Genomic DNA, 15,500 nt, shown 5'->3' on the forward strand with positions numbered 1-15,500 from the left:
CCATGGCTGGACCGTTCGAGATCGACAGGCGCATGCTGATCGCGGGGGCGACGGTGCTGACCGTTGCCGGTGCGCCGCGTGGCGCCCGGGCACAGGAGACACCCGTGATCGACGAGCGCGCCGTTCTCATCGTCGTCGATGTCCAGAACGATTTCTGCCCTGGCGGCAACCTTGCCGTTCCCAGGGGCGACGAGGTCGTCCCGGTCATCAACGCGCTGGCGAAGCGCTTCTCGAACATCGTGCTGACGCAGGACTGGCACCCGGCCGGGCATTCCTCCTTCGCCTCCAGCCATCCCGGCAAGAAGCCGTTCGAGACGGTCGAGATGCCTTACGGCCGGCAGGTGCTCTGGCCGGATCACTGCATCCAGGGCTCGAAGGGGGCGGAGTTCCGCGCCGATCTCGACGTTTCCAGCGCACAGGCGATCATCCGCAAGGGCTATCGCCGCGAGGTCGACAGCTATTCCGGCTTCGTCGAGGCCGACCGCAAGACCCCGACCGGCCTCACCGGCTATCTCAGGGAGCGCGGCATCCTGCGCGCCGTCATCGTCGGGCTCGCCACCGATTTCTGCGTGAGCTGGACGGCGCAGGATGCATCCGCCGCCGGCTTCGAGACCTATGTCGTCGAGGATGCCTGCCGCGCCATCGATCTCGAAGGTTCGCTGGAGAAGGCCTGGGCCGAGATGGCCGAGAACGACGTCACCCGGGTCAGGGTGAGCGACCTGCCGGGCTGAGCCGCGTCGGTGTCGCGCGCCCAGCGCCTGCTCGATCTCATCCAGCTCCTGCGCCGCCACCGGCGTCCGGTCTCCGGTCGCCGGCTCGCCGATGAACTCGGCGTCAGCATTCGCACGCTCTATCGCGATATCGTCACGCTGCAGGGGCAGGGCGCCCCGATCGAGGGCGAGCCCGGCCTCGGCTATGTGCTGAAACCGGGCTTCATGCTGCCGCCGCTGATGTTCGGCGAGGACGAGATCGAGGCGCTGCTGCTCGGCTCGCGCTGGGTCGCGGACCGCGCGGACGGCCCGCTCGCTCTCGCCGCGCGCGATGCCATGGCGAAGATCGTCGCCGTGCTGCCACCCGACCTGACGCGCCGCGTCGAGGATGCGGTGCTGATCCTCGGGCCGGGTCGGGCGATCGCCGCCGCAGAGGGCATCGATCTCGCCGCCATGCGGCGCACGATCCGCGCCGAGCGCCGGGCTCGCATGGCCTACGGCGACGGGCAGGGGCGGGCGAGCGAGCGCATCGTCTGGCCGCTGGCGCTGTCCTTCTTCGATCATGTCCGCGTCCTCGTCGCCTGGTGCGAACTGCGGCAGGATTTTCGCCATTTCCGGGTCGATCGTATCGACCGGTTCGAGCCGCTGGATGCGCGCTATCCGCAGCGGCGCGCAGTGCTGCTCAAGGCCTGGCGCGAGAAGGAGGGCATTCCGTCGCCGCAATGACGGACACTGCCGGAAATTGGCAGCATCTGATTCTACGGTCTGCATCGTCGAAACCGCCGAAGACGAGCCCTGGAGGCCAATCATGTTCGATGCTCATTTCATCCTGCTGCATGTCGAGAGCCCGGCAGCGAGTGCGCGCTTCTATGCCGATCTGATCGGTCAGGAGCCGAAGGAACTGTCGCCGACCTTCGCGATGTTCGTGCTGCCCTCGGGCATCCGGCTCGGGCTCTGGTCGCGCCATACGGTCGAGCCTGCCGCGACCGCGCAGGGCGGAGCGGCCGAGGTCGCGATGATGGCGCCGTCTGCCGCGGCCGTCGATGCGACCTGCGCGGAGTGGCGTGGGCGTGGCATCGCGATCCTGCAGGAGCCGACCGATCTCGACTTCGGCCGCACCTTCACGGCGTCCGATCCCGACGGTCATCGCCTGCGCGTGTTCTGGCCGTTTCCCGCGGAAGGCTGAAGCGTCCGACAGGTGTTTCCCGGAACCTGCCTGGCAAGAACCGCTTGGCAGGAACCTGCCTGGGTGGTCGCTCCTTCAGGAGCCGCCCAGCAGCGGTTTCCGGCCTGGCACGAACGGCATGCGTGCCGTTCGGCAGCGGGGGTTGTCGGCATGGGCCGGGGCGGCTAGGCACGAGGCGGGGGGAGGGAGCGCATGTCTCGCATGCGATTGATTTGAAAGCTTGAAGGATACTCCAAAATGATCTCGAAAATGTCATTGAAGGTTGTCGTCGCGGCCGCCACGCTGCTGTCTTCCGCCGTGCCGTCCTTCGCCCAGACCCAGGCCGACCAGCTCAAGCTCGCCTATCAGGCGGCGCGCAATCAGCTCGGCCTTCTCGGTTATTGCGTCGACAAGGGCTACACCGATGGCGGTGCGGTCGAGGTCCAGAAGAAGCTGGTCGCGCTGATCCCGGCCCCGGCCGATCTCAGCGGCGGTGATGCCGCCGAGGCTGCCGGCCGCAAGGGCAAGATCTCCGCCATGGGGATGGAGCAGGACATCGAGGCCATCGCCAAGGCGCAGAACGGCACGTCGGCCGTCTATTGCAAGCAGATCGGCGATCTCGTGAAGCAGATGGGCGCCAAGCTGCCGCAGTAAGGGGCGGATCGGGCACCGATTCCGTCAGGAACGACCCCGCGCGAGCCGCTCGCGCGGGTATTTGCCGGCTCCATCGGCTTTTCTATGCCTTGCCGGCTTGCATTGCGGCGCTATCCCTTGTATGGCGCACGCCATCCCACATGGAGCGCATCGCCTCTGTCCTAAGAGGCGTTCCGGTGACGCGGCAGCCTATGCCTGTTCATTCGCGCTCCAGAGGCTCAACCGGAAGGATAACGAATACCATGGCTCTGCCTGATTTCTCGATGCGCCAGCTCCTTGAGGCCGGCGCCCATTTCGGCCACCAGGCCCACCGCTGGAACCCCAAGATGTCCCCGTACATCTTCGGCGTCCGCAACAACATCCACATCCTCGACCTGTCGCAGTCGGTGCCGATGCTGCATCGTGCCCTGCAGGCCGTGTCGGACACCGTCGCCAAGGGCGGCCGCGTCCTCTTCGTCGGCACCAAGCGCCAGGCGCAGGATGCCATCGCCGATGCCGCCAAGCGTTCGGCCCAGTATTATGTCAACTCCCGCTGGCTCGGCGGCATGCTGACCAACTGGAAGACCATCTCGGCCTCGATCCAGCGCCTGCGCAAGGTCGACGAGCTGCTCAATGGCGGCGGCTCCGGCCTGACCAAGAAGGAGCGTCTGATGCTGTCGCGTGAGCGCGACAAGCTCGAGAAGGCGCTCGGCGGCATCAAGGACATGGGCGGCACGCCGGACATGATCTTCGTGATCGACACCAACAAGGAAGCGCTCGCGATCAAGGAGGCCCAGCGCCTCGGCATCCCGGTCGCCGCCATCGTCGATTCGAACTCGGATCCGGACGGCATCACCTTCCCGGTCCCGGCCAATGACGACGCCGGCCGCGCCATCCAGTTCTATTGCGACCTGATCGCCCGTTCGGCGATCGACGGCATCGGCCGCGCCTCGGGCGACCACGGCGTCGATCTCGGCGCGTCGGAAGCTCCGATCGTCGAGGAGGCCCTGGAGCCGGTTGCGGCCGAAGGCCAGGTCTTCGAGGTGCTGACCACGCCGCGTGGCGCTCCGGACGATCTCACCAAGCTCTCCGGCATGGGCCCCGACGCGGTCCAGAAGCTGAACGACGGCGGCATCTACCACTTCTGGCAGATCGCGGCGATGTCGCCGGCCGACGTGACCAAGATCGACCACGACCTCAAGCTCGGTGGCAAGATCGAGCGCGAGGGCTGGGTCGCCCAGGCGCGTGAGCTCGCCGACGCCTGATCGGCCGAATGAATGATGGCGACGCGTCATTCGCGCGTCGCCATCAGGCTTCTGATGTGATGCCAAACAGCGCCGACGGCCGGAAACGGAGCGTCGGCGTTTCCCCATCGATGGCGTCGCAACGAGAGATCCGCGGCCGGCCTACCGGGCTCGCGCCGCACGACAGCTAAGGATTTGAGACAATGGCAGCGATCACCGCCGCACTCGTGAAGGAACTCCGCGACAAGACCGGCGCGGGCATGATGGATTGCAAGGCCGCGCTCTCCGCCAATGACGGCAACCTCGAGGCCGCCATCGACTGGCTGCGCGCCAAGGGCCTCTCCAAGGCCGCCAAGAAGGCCGGCCGCGTCGCCGCCGAGGGCCTTGTCGCCGTCGCCGTGCAGGGCCATGAGGGTGTCGTGGTCGAGGTCAACTCCGAGACCGACTTCGTCGCCCGCAACCCCGAATTCCAGGCGCTCGCCAAGAGCATCGCCGATGTCGCGCTGGAGCGCGGCGGCGACGCCGAGGCGCTGCTCGGCCATCACTATCCGGGTGGCGGCACGGTGCAGGAAGCCATCGCCAACGCCATCGCCACCATCGGCGAGAACATGACGCTGCGCCGGGTCGCCGCGCTCAAGGTCTCCTCGGGCCTGATCGGCTCCTATGTCCACGGCGCGATCGCCGAGGGCCTCGGCAAGATCGGCGTCATCGTCGCGCTGGAGACGACCTCCAAGAGCGACGAGCTCGTCGCGCTCGGCCGCCAGCTCGCCATGCACGTCGCCGCGACCAACCCGGTCGCGCTCGACCTCGCCTCGGTCGCTCCCGACGTGCTGGAGCGCGAGAAGGCGATCCTGGCCGAGAAGAATGCCGGCAAGCCCGCCCATGTGCTCGAGAAGATCACCGAGAGCGGCCTGAAGAGCTACGCCAAGGAATACTGCCTGCTCGAGCAGGCCTATATCCATGACGGCTCGAAGTCGGTCGCGCAGGTGCTCAAGGAGCTCGAAGGCAAGCTCGGCGCTCCGGTGAAGCTCACGGGCTTCGTCCGCTACGCGCTCGGCGAAGGCATCGAGAAGGAAGAGCAGGACTTCGCTGCCGAAGTCGCTGCTGCCGGCGGCACCACGGGCTGACAAGCCTGTTCAGGAATGACAGAAAGGCCGCGCATCGCGCGGCCTTTTTTGTAGGAAGAAGGGCCGCGCCGATTCCCGGCGGCGGCCCGAATGGACGGAGAGATCATCGATGCGACCCAAACGCGTTCTCGTGAAGCTCTCCGGCGAAGCCCTTGCGGGAGCGCAGGGCTATGGCCTCGACGGCGGCACGCTGGTGGCGCTGGCGGCCGACATCGCCCATGCCTCGCGCGAAGGCGTCGAGGTCGGCATCGTCGTCGGCGGCGGCAACTTCTTCCGCGGCGTGCAGGGGCTCAACAAGGGGCTGGACCGCACCACCGCCGATTCGATCGGCATGCTCGGCACGGTGATGAACGCGCTCGCGCTGGAGCACGCCATCGAGGCGGCCGGTGCGCCGGCCCGCGCCATGTCGGCGGTGCCGATGCCCTCGCTCTGCGAGAGCTATGCCCGCAAGCGCGCGCTCGACCATCTCAGCAACGGCAAGGTCGTCATCCTCGGCGGCGGCACCGGCAATCCCTATTTCACCACCGACACCGGCGCGGCCCTGCGCGCCGCCGAGCTCGATTGCAGCCACCTGCTCAAGGCGACGCAGGTCGACGGCGTCTACAGCGCCGATCCGAAGAAGGATCCGACCGCGACCCGCTACGACACCCTGACCCATGAGGACGCGATCCGGCGCGATCTCAAGGTGATGGACACCGCCGCCTTCGCGCTCGCCCGCGATGCCGGTCTCACCATCGTCGTCTTCTCCATCGCCGAGTCGGGCGCTCTCGCGGCCGTGCTTCGGGGCGAGGGGCGGGCGACCTATGTGACTCCCTGAGCGGGGCGCACCTTCACTGGCCCCGCTTGAAGAGCTCAAGCCCTCATCCTTCGAGCACTTCTCGGGATGAGGGCTGCGGAAGAGCGGACGGATTCTCAGTAAGTACGCCAGAGGCCGGGCGTCACCAGCTCGAGCATGTGCCCGTCCGGATCGCGGAAATAGAGGCTCTTGCCGCCGCCGCCCCACTGCATGCGCCCCTCGACGGCGATGCCGAGCTGTTCCAGCTTCTCTTCCCAGGCGGCCAGCTCCGCCTCCTCGACGGCAAAGGCGATGTGCAGGGGGCCGCTGCCGTCATGCGGCGGGATGCTGCCGTTGTCGGAGCGCTGCGTCTGCAGCGACGCCCCGCGCTGGAACAGCAGCAGCACGCTCTGCCCTCCGACATCATAGGCGAACAGCGTCGCGGTCTTGAGCAGCGGCGCGAGGCCGAGCTTCGTCTCATAGAAGTCGCGGGCGCGTTCGAGATCATCGACATAGAGCGCGGTCTCGATGATGCGGTTCAGGCGGGGCACTCTGTTTCTCCCAAGGTTTCTGCAAGCCGGAACTGGCTCGCCGCAAGGCGAGGCGGTAGTGTGCAGATGGGTTTCCGCGAGCGGTCCGCCAACGGCCTGTCCCGCCGCCCGGCTATGATTTGCCTGCACTGGCAGCTTTACCCTTGCCCATCGGCGGGGAAAATGCTGTTCCGGCAGGTAGTTCTTGACCCTGCGCGGCCGCCCCGCCATGGTCGCGCCGATTTTTGATGTTCCGTAAGGTCTTGATTGAAATGGCCCAGACGACGTTCGACCTCGATGACATAAAGCGCCGCATGGCGGGTGCCGTGCAGTCCTTCAAGAGTGATCTGGCTTCGCTGCGTAGTGGTCGCGCTTCTTCGAACATGCTCGATCCGATCCAGGTCGAGGCCTACGGCGCGCGCACGCCGCTCAGCCAGCTCGCGACGGTGAGCGTGCCGGAGCCGCGCCTGCTTTCCGTCCAGGTCTGGGACCGTTCGATGGTCCAGGCCGTCGACAAGGCGATCCGCGAATCCGATCTCGGCCTCAACCCCCAGACCGAGGGTCAGGTGCTGCGCATCCGCATCCCCGAGCTGAACGAGCAGCGCCGCAAGGAGATGGTCAAGGTCGCGCATAAATATGCCGAGGATTCCAAGGTTTCGGTCCGCCATGTCCGCCGCGACGGCATCGATGTGATCAAGAAGCTGGAGAAGGACGGTCACATCACCAAGGATGACGTGACCCGCCATACCGACCAGGTCCAGAAGGCGACCGACCAGCATATCGCCGAGATTGATCAGGCGCTGGCGGCGAAGGAAAAGGAAATCCTGCACGTCTGATCCGCAGCCCTCCGGGGCTGCGCGCATCGGTTTCTGCCAAGGCCCAACGAGGCTCAATCGCATGTCATCTGGCCAGCGCGACGCAGGCGTTTCCAACCCGGCCCATGTCGCCATCATCATGGATGGAAACGGGCGCTGGGCGCAGATGCGCGGCCTGCCGCGCCAGGAAGGGCACCGGCGTGGCCTCGAGGCCCTGCGCCGCACGGTGCGCAACGCCAGCGATCTCGGCATCGCGGTGCTGACGCTCTACAGCTTCTCGACCGAGAACTGGCGGCGGCCCCATGCCGAGGTCAGCTTCCTGATGGGGCTGCTCAAGCACTTCGTCGAGAAGGATCTGGCCGAGCTCTCCGCCGCCAATGTGCAGGTGCGCATCATCGGCAGCCGGTTGGATCTGGCGCCGGATCTGCGCCGCCTGGTCGAGCATGCCGAGACGCGCACGCGCGGCAATACCGGGCTCATCCTGGCGATCGCGTTCAATTACGGCTCGCGCGACGAGATCGTCCGCGCAGCGCGCCAACTCGCTGCCGATGCCGCGGCCGGGCGGATCGATCCGGCCGCCATCGACGACGCGACGCTCGCCGCCCGGCTCGATACCCATGACCTGCCTGACCCCGAACTGGTGATCCGCACCTCGGGTGAGACGCGCATCTCCAATTTCCTGCTCTGGCAGGCGGCCTATGCCGAATTCGTCTTCACGCCGGTGATGTGGCCGGATTTCGACCGCGCCGCCTTCGAGGACGCGCTGGCACAATACCGGCAGCGCGAGCGCCGCTTCGGCGGCGTCGCGGCGCCGCCAGACCGCAGCGTGGACGTCGCGTGAATGAACCTGCTCCCGCCTCGCCCGGATCGGGCTCGGGCGAACTGAAGCGGCGCGTCGTCTCGGCGCTCGTCCTCGCAGCCGTCGTCCTGGCCCTGACGCTGTGGGGCGGCTGGCCGTTCCGGCTGGTCTGGGTGCTGGTCGCCGGTATCGTCGCCTATGAATGGCTCTCGATCGTCAGCCGGGGCAACGCGGTCGCGGCCGGAGCCGGCGTCGTCGTGGCCGGGCTCGCCCTGTCCTTCCTGCCGATCGCTCCCGCCGCCCTCGCGGGCGCGACGGCCGCCGCCGCTCTCATCGGCGCGCTGGCGGCGCCTTTCGTGCGGGCGCGCCTGGCGCTCGAATTATGCGGCGTCGCCTATGCGCTCGCCTTCGCCCTGATCACGCCGGCCCTGCGCGATTGGCCCGTGGTCGGGCTCGCGCTCATCCTGTGGAGCTTTGCCGTCGTCTGGCTGACCGACATCGCCGCCTATTTCACCGGCCGCAGCTTCGGCGGCCCGAAACTGATGCCGCGTGTCAGCCCCAAGAAGACCTGGTCGGGCGCCATCGGCGGCACCCTCGCGGGAACGGTCGCGGGCACGCTGATCTGGAGCTTCGCGACCCTCGGCGCGCCGGGCGCGAATGGCTGGGTGATCGCCGCCTCGCTCGCCGCCTCGGTCGCGAGCCAGGCCGGAGACCTGTTCGAATCCGCACTCAAGCGCCGTTTCGATACCAAGGATTCCAGCCATCTCATTCCGGGCCATGGCGGCTTCCTCGACAGGCTCGACGGCTACTGGGCCGTGCTGGTCCTGGCCGGGCTCGCGCTCTTCGCGTTCCAGATCGACATTTGACCCGATGCCGCTTCGCACCATCACGCTCCTGGGCGCCACTGGCTCCGTTGGCCGTTCCGTCCGCGATGTCGTCGCCGAGAATCCGCAGCGCCTGGCGATCGGAACGGTCGTCGGCGGCCGCGATGCCGAGGCGCTGGCCCGTGTCGCGGTCGAGACGGGAGCGCGTTTCGCGGCGCTTGCCGACGCGACCGCCGGCGACGCGCTGAAGCGCGCACTCGCCGGAAGCGGCATCGAAAGCGGGGCAGGGCGTTCGGCCGTGCTCGAGGCTGTCGCCCGCCCGGCCGATATCGTCGTCAGCGCGATCTCCGGGGCGGCGGGGCTGGAGGCGACCTTCGCCGCCCTCCTGCCGGGCCGGACGATCGCCCTCGCCAACAAGGAAAGCCTCGTCTGCGCCGGCGAGGCGGTTATGGCGCGCGCCGCCGCCGCCGGGGCCCGGATGCTGCCGCTCGACTCCGAGCACAACGCCCTGTTCCAGGTGCTCGGGCACGAGCCGCTCGATTCGATCCGGAGCATGACGCTCACCGCCTCGGGTGGCCCGTTCCGCACCTGGAGTGCGGAGGCGATCGCGAATGCAGGCCCCGAGCAGGCGCTGCGGCATCCGAACTATGCCATGGGCGCCAAGATCACGGTCGATTCCGCTGGCCTGATGAACAAGGGGCTGGAGGTGATCGAGGCCCGCTTCCTCTTCGGCCTGGAGCCGGCGCAGCTCGATGTCCTCGTGCATCCCCAGCAGGTCGTCCACGGCCTCGTGACGTTCCGGGACGGTTCGGTGAGCGCCGGCATGGCGGTGCCCGATATGCGGGTCGCGGCCGCCCATTGCCTGGGGATCGATGGCCGGCTCGACGCGCCGCCGGCTCGCTTCCTCGATCTCGCCTCCGGCGAGCCGCTGACCTTCGAACGGCCTGATTTGCAGCGCTTCCCGGCGCTGGGCCTTGCGCTGGCGGCCCTGGCCGAAGGCGGGGCCAAGCCTGCCATTCTCAATGCCGTAAACGAGATGGCGGTCGCGGCCTTTCTCGCCGGCCGGATCCGGTTCCCAGGGATCGCCGCGCTCGTCGAGGCGGTCTGCGCGCAGGATTTCGGCGCCGCGCGCGCGCCGCAGGACGTCGCCGAGGCGCTGGCTGTTGACCATGACGCACGCCAGCGGGCTGCCTTGCTCTTGTCGCGAGCGCCATTCGCTGCCACCTAGGGGAACGTAGCAGGAGAGTTCGATGGAAATCTTGGGGTCGATCGGCAGCGCGGGCCATTTCGTGCTCGGCTATCTCGTGCCTTTCCTTTTCGTTCTCACCCTGGTGGTCTTCGTCCACGAACTCGGGCATTTCCTGGTGGGCCGCTGGTGCGGCGTCGATGTGAAGACCTTCTCCATCGGCTTCGGGCGCGAGATCTTCGGATTCAACGACCGACACGGCACGCGCTGGCGCTTCGCGCTGATTCCGCTCGGCGGCTACGTCAAGTTCTCGGGTGACGCGGATGCCTCCAGTGCGCCGGACGATGAGGCTGTGAGCCGGATGACCGCGCAGGAGCGCGCCCGCTCCTTCCCGGCGCAGTCGATCGGAGAGCGGGCCGCCATCGTCGCCGCCGGACCGATCGCCAATTTCGTGCTGGCAATCCTGATCTTCGCCGGCTCGGCCTTCATCTTCGGCAAGCAGGTGCTGACGCCGCGAGTCGACGAGATCGTGGCCGGCAGCGCGGCCGAGCGCGCGGGCCTGCGGCCGGGCGATCTCGTGATCGCCATCGACGGGCAGCGGATCGTCAGCTTCTCCGATATGCAGCGTATCGTCTCGACACGGCCCGACGAGCGCCTGTCGGTCACCGTCGAGCGCGGAACGGATACGGTCACCCTGCCGGTGACGCCGGCGCTGCTCGAGATGGATTCCCCGCTCGGCAAGCAGCGCATCGGCGTGATCGGCGTCAAGGCTTCGCCCCGGCCGGAAGACTGGACGACGCAGCATTTCGGCCTGGTCGATTCCGTCAAGCAGGGCGTCTCCGAAAGCTGGTTCATCGTCGCGCAGACTTATGACTACGTCGCCAAGCTGGTGCAGGGGCGCGCCTCGACCGACCAGCTCTCGGGTCCGATTCGGATCGCGCAGGTTTCGGGAGCGGTCGCCCAGAATGGCGGCCTGTTCGGGCTGATCAACCTCGCGGCCATTCTCTCGGTCTCGATCGGGTTGATGAATCTGTTGCCCGTGCCGATGCTCGATGGCGGGCATCTGCTCTTCTATCTCTATGAGGCGGTTCGCGGGCGCCCCTTGAGCCCGCGCGCGCAGGAGATCGGCTTCCGGTTCGGATTGGCGCTCGTTCTGATGCTGATGCTGTTCGTGACCTGGAACGACCTCGTCCACGTCAAGGGCCTGCTCTGACGGTTACCGCCTCGCTGCGTGGCCGCTTTGCGGCGGAATCACGGCAGCGCGCGTGGCGTCCTGGCAACGAGCCATCTAAAAATACTTTATTAACGACGATGGCGGTTTGCACCCCGCGGGAAACTTTGTAGAAGCGATTGCACTGCAAATCTCGCCCTGCCGCCATCTCCCGGATGGCGGACCCCTGTTGGGGTGGTGACCAGAGAAATGGAATAGGCGACCCGATGACGTCGACCCAAAAGAGCCGGACGACCAAGACGCGGCTCTCTCGATCGATCGGACTTTCGGCCTTGATCTTGGCCGTGAGTGGTGGCGTTGCGTTCGCTCAGGCCGTGGTTGTCCACGGCAACCGGCGAGTCGATGCCGAGACGATCCGCTCCTACGCGGTCGGCCGCGACAACCCGCAGGAGATTCGCGAGAGCCTGCTGGCGACGGGGCTGTTCTCCAACGTTCAGGTCAGCCGCCGCGGCGCGCAGACCGTGATCTCCGTCCAGGAGCAGAACGGCACCGTCAACCGCGTCGCCTTCGAGGGCAATCGCCGCCTCAAGAGCGACCAGCTCACGCCGCTGGTGCAGTCCAAGGCCGGCGGCCCGCTGAGCCAGGCCCTGATCGATTCCGACGTCGAGCGCCTGCGTGAGGCCTATCGCCGTGCCGGTTACGGCCTGTCCTCGGTCAGCGGCCGCATCGCGCCGCTGCCGAATGGCCGGCAGGACGTGGTCTTCACCATCAACGAGAGCGGCAAGACCGGCATCAAGTCGATCAACTTCTCGGGCAACAACGTCTATTCGGCGGGTCGCCTGCGCGGCTTGATGACGTCGACCGAATCGAACTTCCTGAGCTGGATCAAGACGTCCGACGTCTACGATCCGGATCGCATCAATTCCGATCTCGAGCTGATCCGCCGTTTCTATCTGAAGAACGGCTATGCCGACTTCCAGATCGTCAACAACACCGCGCGCTTCGACGAGTCTGCCGGCGGCTGGGTCGTCGATGTCCAGGTCGAGGAAGGCCCGCAGTACAAGGTCGGCAACGTCTCCGTCGATTCCTCGGTGCCGGGCGTCGATGCGGCGCGCCTGCAGCGCTATCTGGCGACCTCGACGGGTGACACCTACAATGCCGAGGCGGTCGAGAAGTCGCTCGTCGCGCTGACCACCGAGGTCAACCGCGAGGGGCACGCCTTCGCGCAGGTTCGTCCGCGCGGCGATCGCGACGCCTCCGGCCACCTGATCGGCATCACCTATGTCGTCGATGAAGGCCCGCGGGTCTATGTCGAGCGCATCAATGTGCGCGGCAACACCCGCACCCGCGACTACGTCATCCGCCGCGAGCTCGATCTCGGCGAAGGCGACGCCTACAACAAGGTCATGATCGACCGCGCCGAGCGGCGCCTGAACAATCTCGGCTTCTTCAACAAGGTCCGCGTCACGAACGAGCCGGGCTCGGCTCCGGACCGCGTCGTCGTCAACATCGACGTCGAGGACAAGGCGACCGGCTCCTTCTCGATCGCCGGCGGCTACTCGACCTCGGACGGCATGATCGGCGAGGTCTCGCTCTCGGAGTCGAACTTCCTCGGTCGCGGCCAGTTCGTCCGCATCGCCGGCACGCTCGGCCAGCGTACCCAGGGCATCGACTTCTCGTTCACCGAGCCGTATTTCCTCGGCTACCGCGTCGCGGCCGGCTTCGACCTGTTCTCGAAGTACAATGACAACTACAATGTTGGCCGCTTCCAGAGCCGCGTGACCGGCGGTCAGGTGCGTTTCACCTTCCCGATCACGGAAGAATTCTCGATCACGCCGCGCTATTCGCTCTACGTGACGAACATCAAGATCCCGAACGACGTCAGCCGGCCGTATAACGACTGTACCAACCCGATCCCGGGCATTACTCCCGGTACGGCTGGCGCTGTCGCTTCGGACCAGCTCTACAACTGCGTCACCAACGGCGAGGCCTCGGTCGCGGTCAAGGAAGCGCAGGGCGACACGCTGACCTCGCTCGTCGGCCTGAACTTCAACTACAACTCGCTCGACAGCGTCCAGAACCCGCGCAACGGCTTCATCGCCGAGCTGAAGCCGGAATTCGCCGGTGTGGGCGGCGACTCGAAGTTCCTTCGTGTCGCGGCGGATGCGCGCTACTACCGCGAGATCTTCGACGACGTCGTCGGCTTCGTCCGGCTTCAGGGCGGCCACGTCCAGGCGACCAGCGGCAATCTCCGCATGGCCGATCACTACTTCCTCGGACCGACACTGGTCCGCGGTTTCGCGCCCTCGGGCATCGGTCCGCGCGACGTGCTGAACGATCCGACGGCCAACGCTCTCGGCGGCACGACCTATTTCGGTGGCACGCTCGAAGTGCAGTTCCCGATCTGGGGCCTGCCGCGCGACATCGGCCTGCGCGGCGCGATCTTCGCCGACGCCGGTACGCTGTTCAACTATGACGGCGGCACGAAGACGGCGCTCGGTGGCTGCCCCGCCGGCTCCGAGGCGCGAGCCTTCAACGTCGTCACCGGTGGTGCGCAGTCGAGCATCGCCTGCGTGCGCGACAAGAACGTGCTCCGCTCGTCGATCGGCGCCTCGATCCTCTGGCAGTCGCCTCTGGGACCGATCCGCTTCGACTACGCCTATGCACTCAGCAAGGATGACGGCCAGTACGGCCTCGGCCCGCTCGGCTTCGCCAAGTATGGCGGCGACCGTCTCCAGGCCTTCCGCTTCTCGGGCGGCACGCGCTTCTGACGGGGCGGGGCTTCGGCCCCGCTTCGGATCAATCCGATGGCAGATCCCGTTTTCTTTCCGTTCGCGACCTCGCTCGACTTCGGCGAGGTCGCAAGCATTTGCGGCGCCTCCTTGCCGGAGGGCGTCGAGGCGGGCCGCCGCGTCGAAGGCGCTGCGGCGCTCGAGACGGCCGGCCCGGCCGATCTCGCCTATATGGACAACCCGAAATATGTCGAGGCGCTGGCGGCCACCAAGGCCGGGCTGTGCCTCGTCTCGGCCCGCTTCGCCGATCGGGTGCCGGCCGGCACCGTCGCCCTGATTTCCCCGACGCCTTATCACGCCTTCGCGCGCATCCTCGCACGCTTCTTCCCGACGGCATTGCGGCCTGAATCGGTCTTCGCCTCGCAAGGCGTGGCCCCTGGCGCCATCGTCCATGCCACGGCGGTGCTCGAGGCGGGCGTCACGGTCGATCCGGGCGCCGTGATCGGGCCGGGCGCCGAGATCGGCGCGGGAACGGTCGTGGCTTCGCATGCCGTCATCGGCCCGCAGGTCCGGATCGGCCGCAATTGCTCGGTCGGCGCCGGCAGCACGATCCAGGCGGCGCTCCTCGGCAACCGCGTCATCGTTCATCCCGGTGTCCGCATCGGCCAGGACGGCTTCGGCTTCGCCATGAGCCCGAAGGGCCACATGAAGGTGCCGCAGATCGGCCGCGTCATCATCCAGGACGATGTCGAGATCGGCGCCAACACCACGATCGACCGTGGCGCCAGCCGCGACACGGTGATCGGCGAGGGCACCAAGATCGATAATCTCGTCCAGATCGGCCATAATTGCGTCATCGGGCGCCATTGCGTGATCTGTGCCCAGTCGGGCCTGGCCGGGTCCTCGACGCTGGAGGATTTCGCGGTCCTTGGCGGCCAGGTCGGCCTCGCCGGTCACCTGACCATCGGCGCCGGCGCCCAGATTGCCGCACAGAGCGGCGTTGCCGGCGATGTTCCGCGCGGCGCTCGTTACGGCGGCTACCCCGCGCAGCCGGCGCTGAGCTGGGCCCGCGAAAGCGCCTGGCTCAAGGCGGCCGTGGCGCGACGCGGCCGCAAGCCGGGCGATAACCAGGAATGAGCGGCTGGAAACCCGCATCTCCAGCGTGCTGGCGGGAGATTTCTGTTGCCGAAGGCGTCAGGTTTCCGGCAAAGGGGCATGAATTTCCGAAAACCTGCACGGCGTGAAAAGCCCGCATCAGCAGGACGATAGATCAAACGGCGCGAGCGCTTCGGCGGCGCGCCGCAGTTGTGGAGAACAAGGGCGATGAGCGAGCCGAAGACGACGCTGGATGTGATCGACATCCAGAAGATCATGACCAGCATCCCGCATCGCTATCCGTTCCTGCTGGTCGACCGCGTCGTCGAGATCAACGGCGACGATTCCGGCGTCGGCATCAAGAACGTCACCGCCAATGAGCCCCAGTTCACCGGCCATTTTCCCGGACGGCCGGTCTTCCCGGGCGTGCTGATGATCGAAGGCATGGCGCAGACGGCCGGCGTTCTGGTCGTGAATGCCCGCCCCGACGGCGAGCAGCACGTCAACACGGTGCTCTTCACCACCATCGACAAGGCGAAGTTCCGCAAGCCGGTCATCCCGGGCGATCAGATTCGCTTCCACCTCACCAAGATCGCACGCAAGCGCAACATCTGGTTCTATCGCGGCGAGGCCAAGGTCGACGGCGCGCTCGTCGCCGAGGCCGAGATCTCGGCGATGGTGTCCTGAACCCATT

General features: G+C 67.1%; 16 protein-coding genes. 15 read left to right on the forward strand and 1 reads right to left on the reverse strand.

The annotated features are described in order from the left end of the window. Window positions 1-2: 2 nt before the first annotated feature. From pncA to pyrH, 7 genes are all read left to right on the forward strand, one after another. Window positions 3-731, forward strand: a complete 729-nt coding sequence (pncA, locus tag AB6806_RS05360; RefSeq protein WP_370954231.1) for a bifunctional nicotinamidase/pyrazinamidase — start codon at window positions 3-5, stop codon at window positions 729-731. Between the two features lie 9 nt (window positions 732-740). Next, a complete protein-coding gene (locus AB6806_RS05365) occupies window positions 741-1,436 on the forward strand; it encodes a helix-turn-helix transcriptional regulator (protein ID WP_142020848.1) in 696 nt (231 codons plus the stop codon). A gap of 82 nt (window positions 1,437-1,518) precedes the next feature. Beyond that, the gene (locus AB6806_RS05370; RefSeq protein ID WP_142020849.1) at window positions 1,519-1,896 is read left to right on the forward strand and encodes a VOC family protein; all 378 of its coding nucleotides are present in this window, start codon (window positions 1,519-1,521) and stop codon (window positions 1,894-1,896) included. Window positions 1,897-2,145: 249 nt separating this feature from the next. Continuing rightward, the gene (locus AB6806_RS05375; protein ID WP_113253139.1) at window positions 2,146-2,529 is read left to right on the forward strand and encodes a pore-forming ESAT-6 family protein; all 384 of its coding nucleotides are present in this window, start codon (window positions 2,146-2,148) and stop codon (window positions 2,527-2,529) included. Between the two features lie 242 nt (window positions 2,530-2,771). Then, window positions 2,772-3,773, forward strand: a complete 1,002-nt coding sequence (locus AB6806_RS05380) for a 30S ribosomal protein S2 (RefSeq protein ID WP_038367582.1) — start codon at window positions 2,772-2,774, stop codon at window positions 3,771-3,773. A 182-nt stretch (window positions 3,774-3,955) separates the two neighbouring features. Further along, window positions 3,956-4,879: a translation elongation factor Ts gene (gene tsf, locus AB6806_RS05385; RefSeq protein WP_038367580.1), complete on the forward strand. Its 924-nt coding sequence runs from the start codon at window positions 3,956-3,958 to the stop codon at window positions 4,877-4,879. Window positions 4,880-4,988: 109 nt separating this feature from the next. Beyond that, complete coding sequence (gene pyrH, locus AB6806_RS05390) at window positions 4,989-5,696, forward strand: UMP kinase (RefSeq protein ID WP_038367577.1); 708 nt, start codon at window positions 4,989-4,991, stop codon at window positions 5,694-5,696. Window positions 5,697-5,791: 95 nt separating this feature from the next. Here the strand turns inward: pyrH and AB6806_RS05395 are convergent, their stop codons facing one another. After that, window positions 5,792-6,205, reverse strand: coding sequence for a VOC family protein (locus AB6806_RS05395; RefSeq protein WP_260368333.1), 414 nt, complete (start codon window positions 6,203-6,205; stop codon window positions 5,792-5,794). A gap of 251 nt (window positions 6,206-6,456) precedes the next feature. Here AB6806_RS05395 and frr point away from each other — a divergent pair, with 251 nt between their 5' ends. The 8 genes from frr (at window position 6,457) to fabZ (ending at window position 15,493) form a co-directional block, all read left to right on the forward strand. Further along, window positions 6,457-7,020 (forward strand): ribosome recycling factor, encoded by a 564-nt coding sequence (gene frr / locus AB6806_RS05400; protein WP_038367572.1) that lies wholly within the window; start codon window positions 6,457-6,459, stop codon window positions 7,018-7,020. Window positions 7,021-7,081: 61 nt separating this feature from the next. Then, window positions 7,082-7,840, forward strand: a complete 759-nt coding sequence (locus AB6806_RS05405) for an isoprenyl transferase (RefSeq protein WP_370954232.1) — start codon at window positions 7,082-7,084, stop codon at window positions 7,838-7,840. Further along, window positions 7,837-8,664 (forward strand): phosphatidate cytidylyltransferase, encoded by an 828-nt coding sequence (locus tag AB6806_RS05410; RefSeq protein ID WP_370954233.1) that lies wholly within the window; start codon window positions 7,837-7,839, stop codon window positions 8,662-8,664. The genes AB6806_RS05405 and AB6806_RS05410 overlap by 4 nt, the downstream gene beginning before the upstream one ends. 4 nt (window positions 8,665-8,668) lie before the next feature. Further along, a complete protein-coding gene (gene dxr / locus AB6806_RS05415; RefSeq protein WP_113253115.1) occupies window positions 8,669-9,850 on the forward strand; it encodes a 1-deoxy-D-xylulose-5-phosphate reductoisomerase in 1,182 nt (393 codons plus the stop codon). A 22-nt stretch (window positions 9,851-9,872) separates the two neighbouring features. Continuing rightward, complete coding sequence (rseP, locus tag AB6806_RS05420; RefSeq protein WP_038367566.1) at window positions 9,873-11,021, forward strand: RIP metalloprotease RseP; 1,149 nt, start codon at window positions 9,873-9,875, stop codon at window positions 11,019-11,021. A 224-nt stretch (window positions 11,022-11,245) separates the two neighbouring features. Next, the gene (bamA, locus tag AB6806_RS05425) at window positions 11,246-13,750 is read left to right on the forward strand and encodes an outer membrane protein assembly factor BamA (RefSeq protein ID WP_038367565.1); all 2,505 of its coding nucleotides are present in this window, start codon (window positions 11,246-11,248) and stop codon (window positions 13,748-13,750) included. Between the two features lie 36 nt (window positions 13,751-13,786). Continuing rightward, window positions 13,787-14,848, forward strand: coding sequence for a UDP-3-O-(3-hydroxymyristoyl)glucosamine N-acyltransferase (gene lpxD, locus AB6806_RS05430; protein ID WP_142020853.1), 1,062 nt, complete (start codon window positions 13,787-13,789; stop codon window positions 14,846-14,848). A gap of 186 nt (window positions 14,849-15,034) precedes the next feature. After that, on the forward strand, window positions 15,035-15,493 hold the full coding sequence (gene fabZ / locus AB6806_RS05435; protein WP_038367560.1) for a 3-hydroxyacyl-ACP dehydratase FabZ: 459 nt from the start codon (window positions 15,035-15,037) through the stop codon (window positions 15,491-15,493). Window positions 15,494-15,500 lie beyond the last annotated feature (7 nt).

Origin of the sequence: Allobosea sp. RCC_152_1, from assembly GCF_041360765.1 — a bacterium.
GTDB classification, from domain to species: Bacteria; Pseudomonadota; Alphaproteobacteria; order Rhizobiales; family Beijerinckiaceae; genus Allobosea; species Allobosea spartocytisi.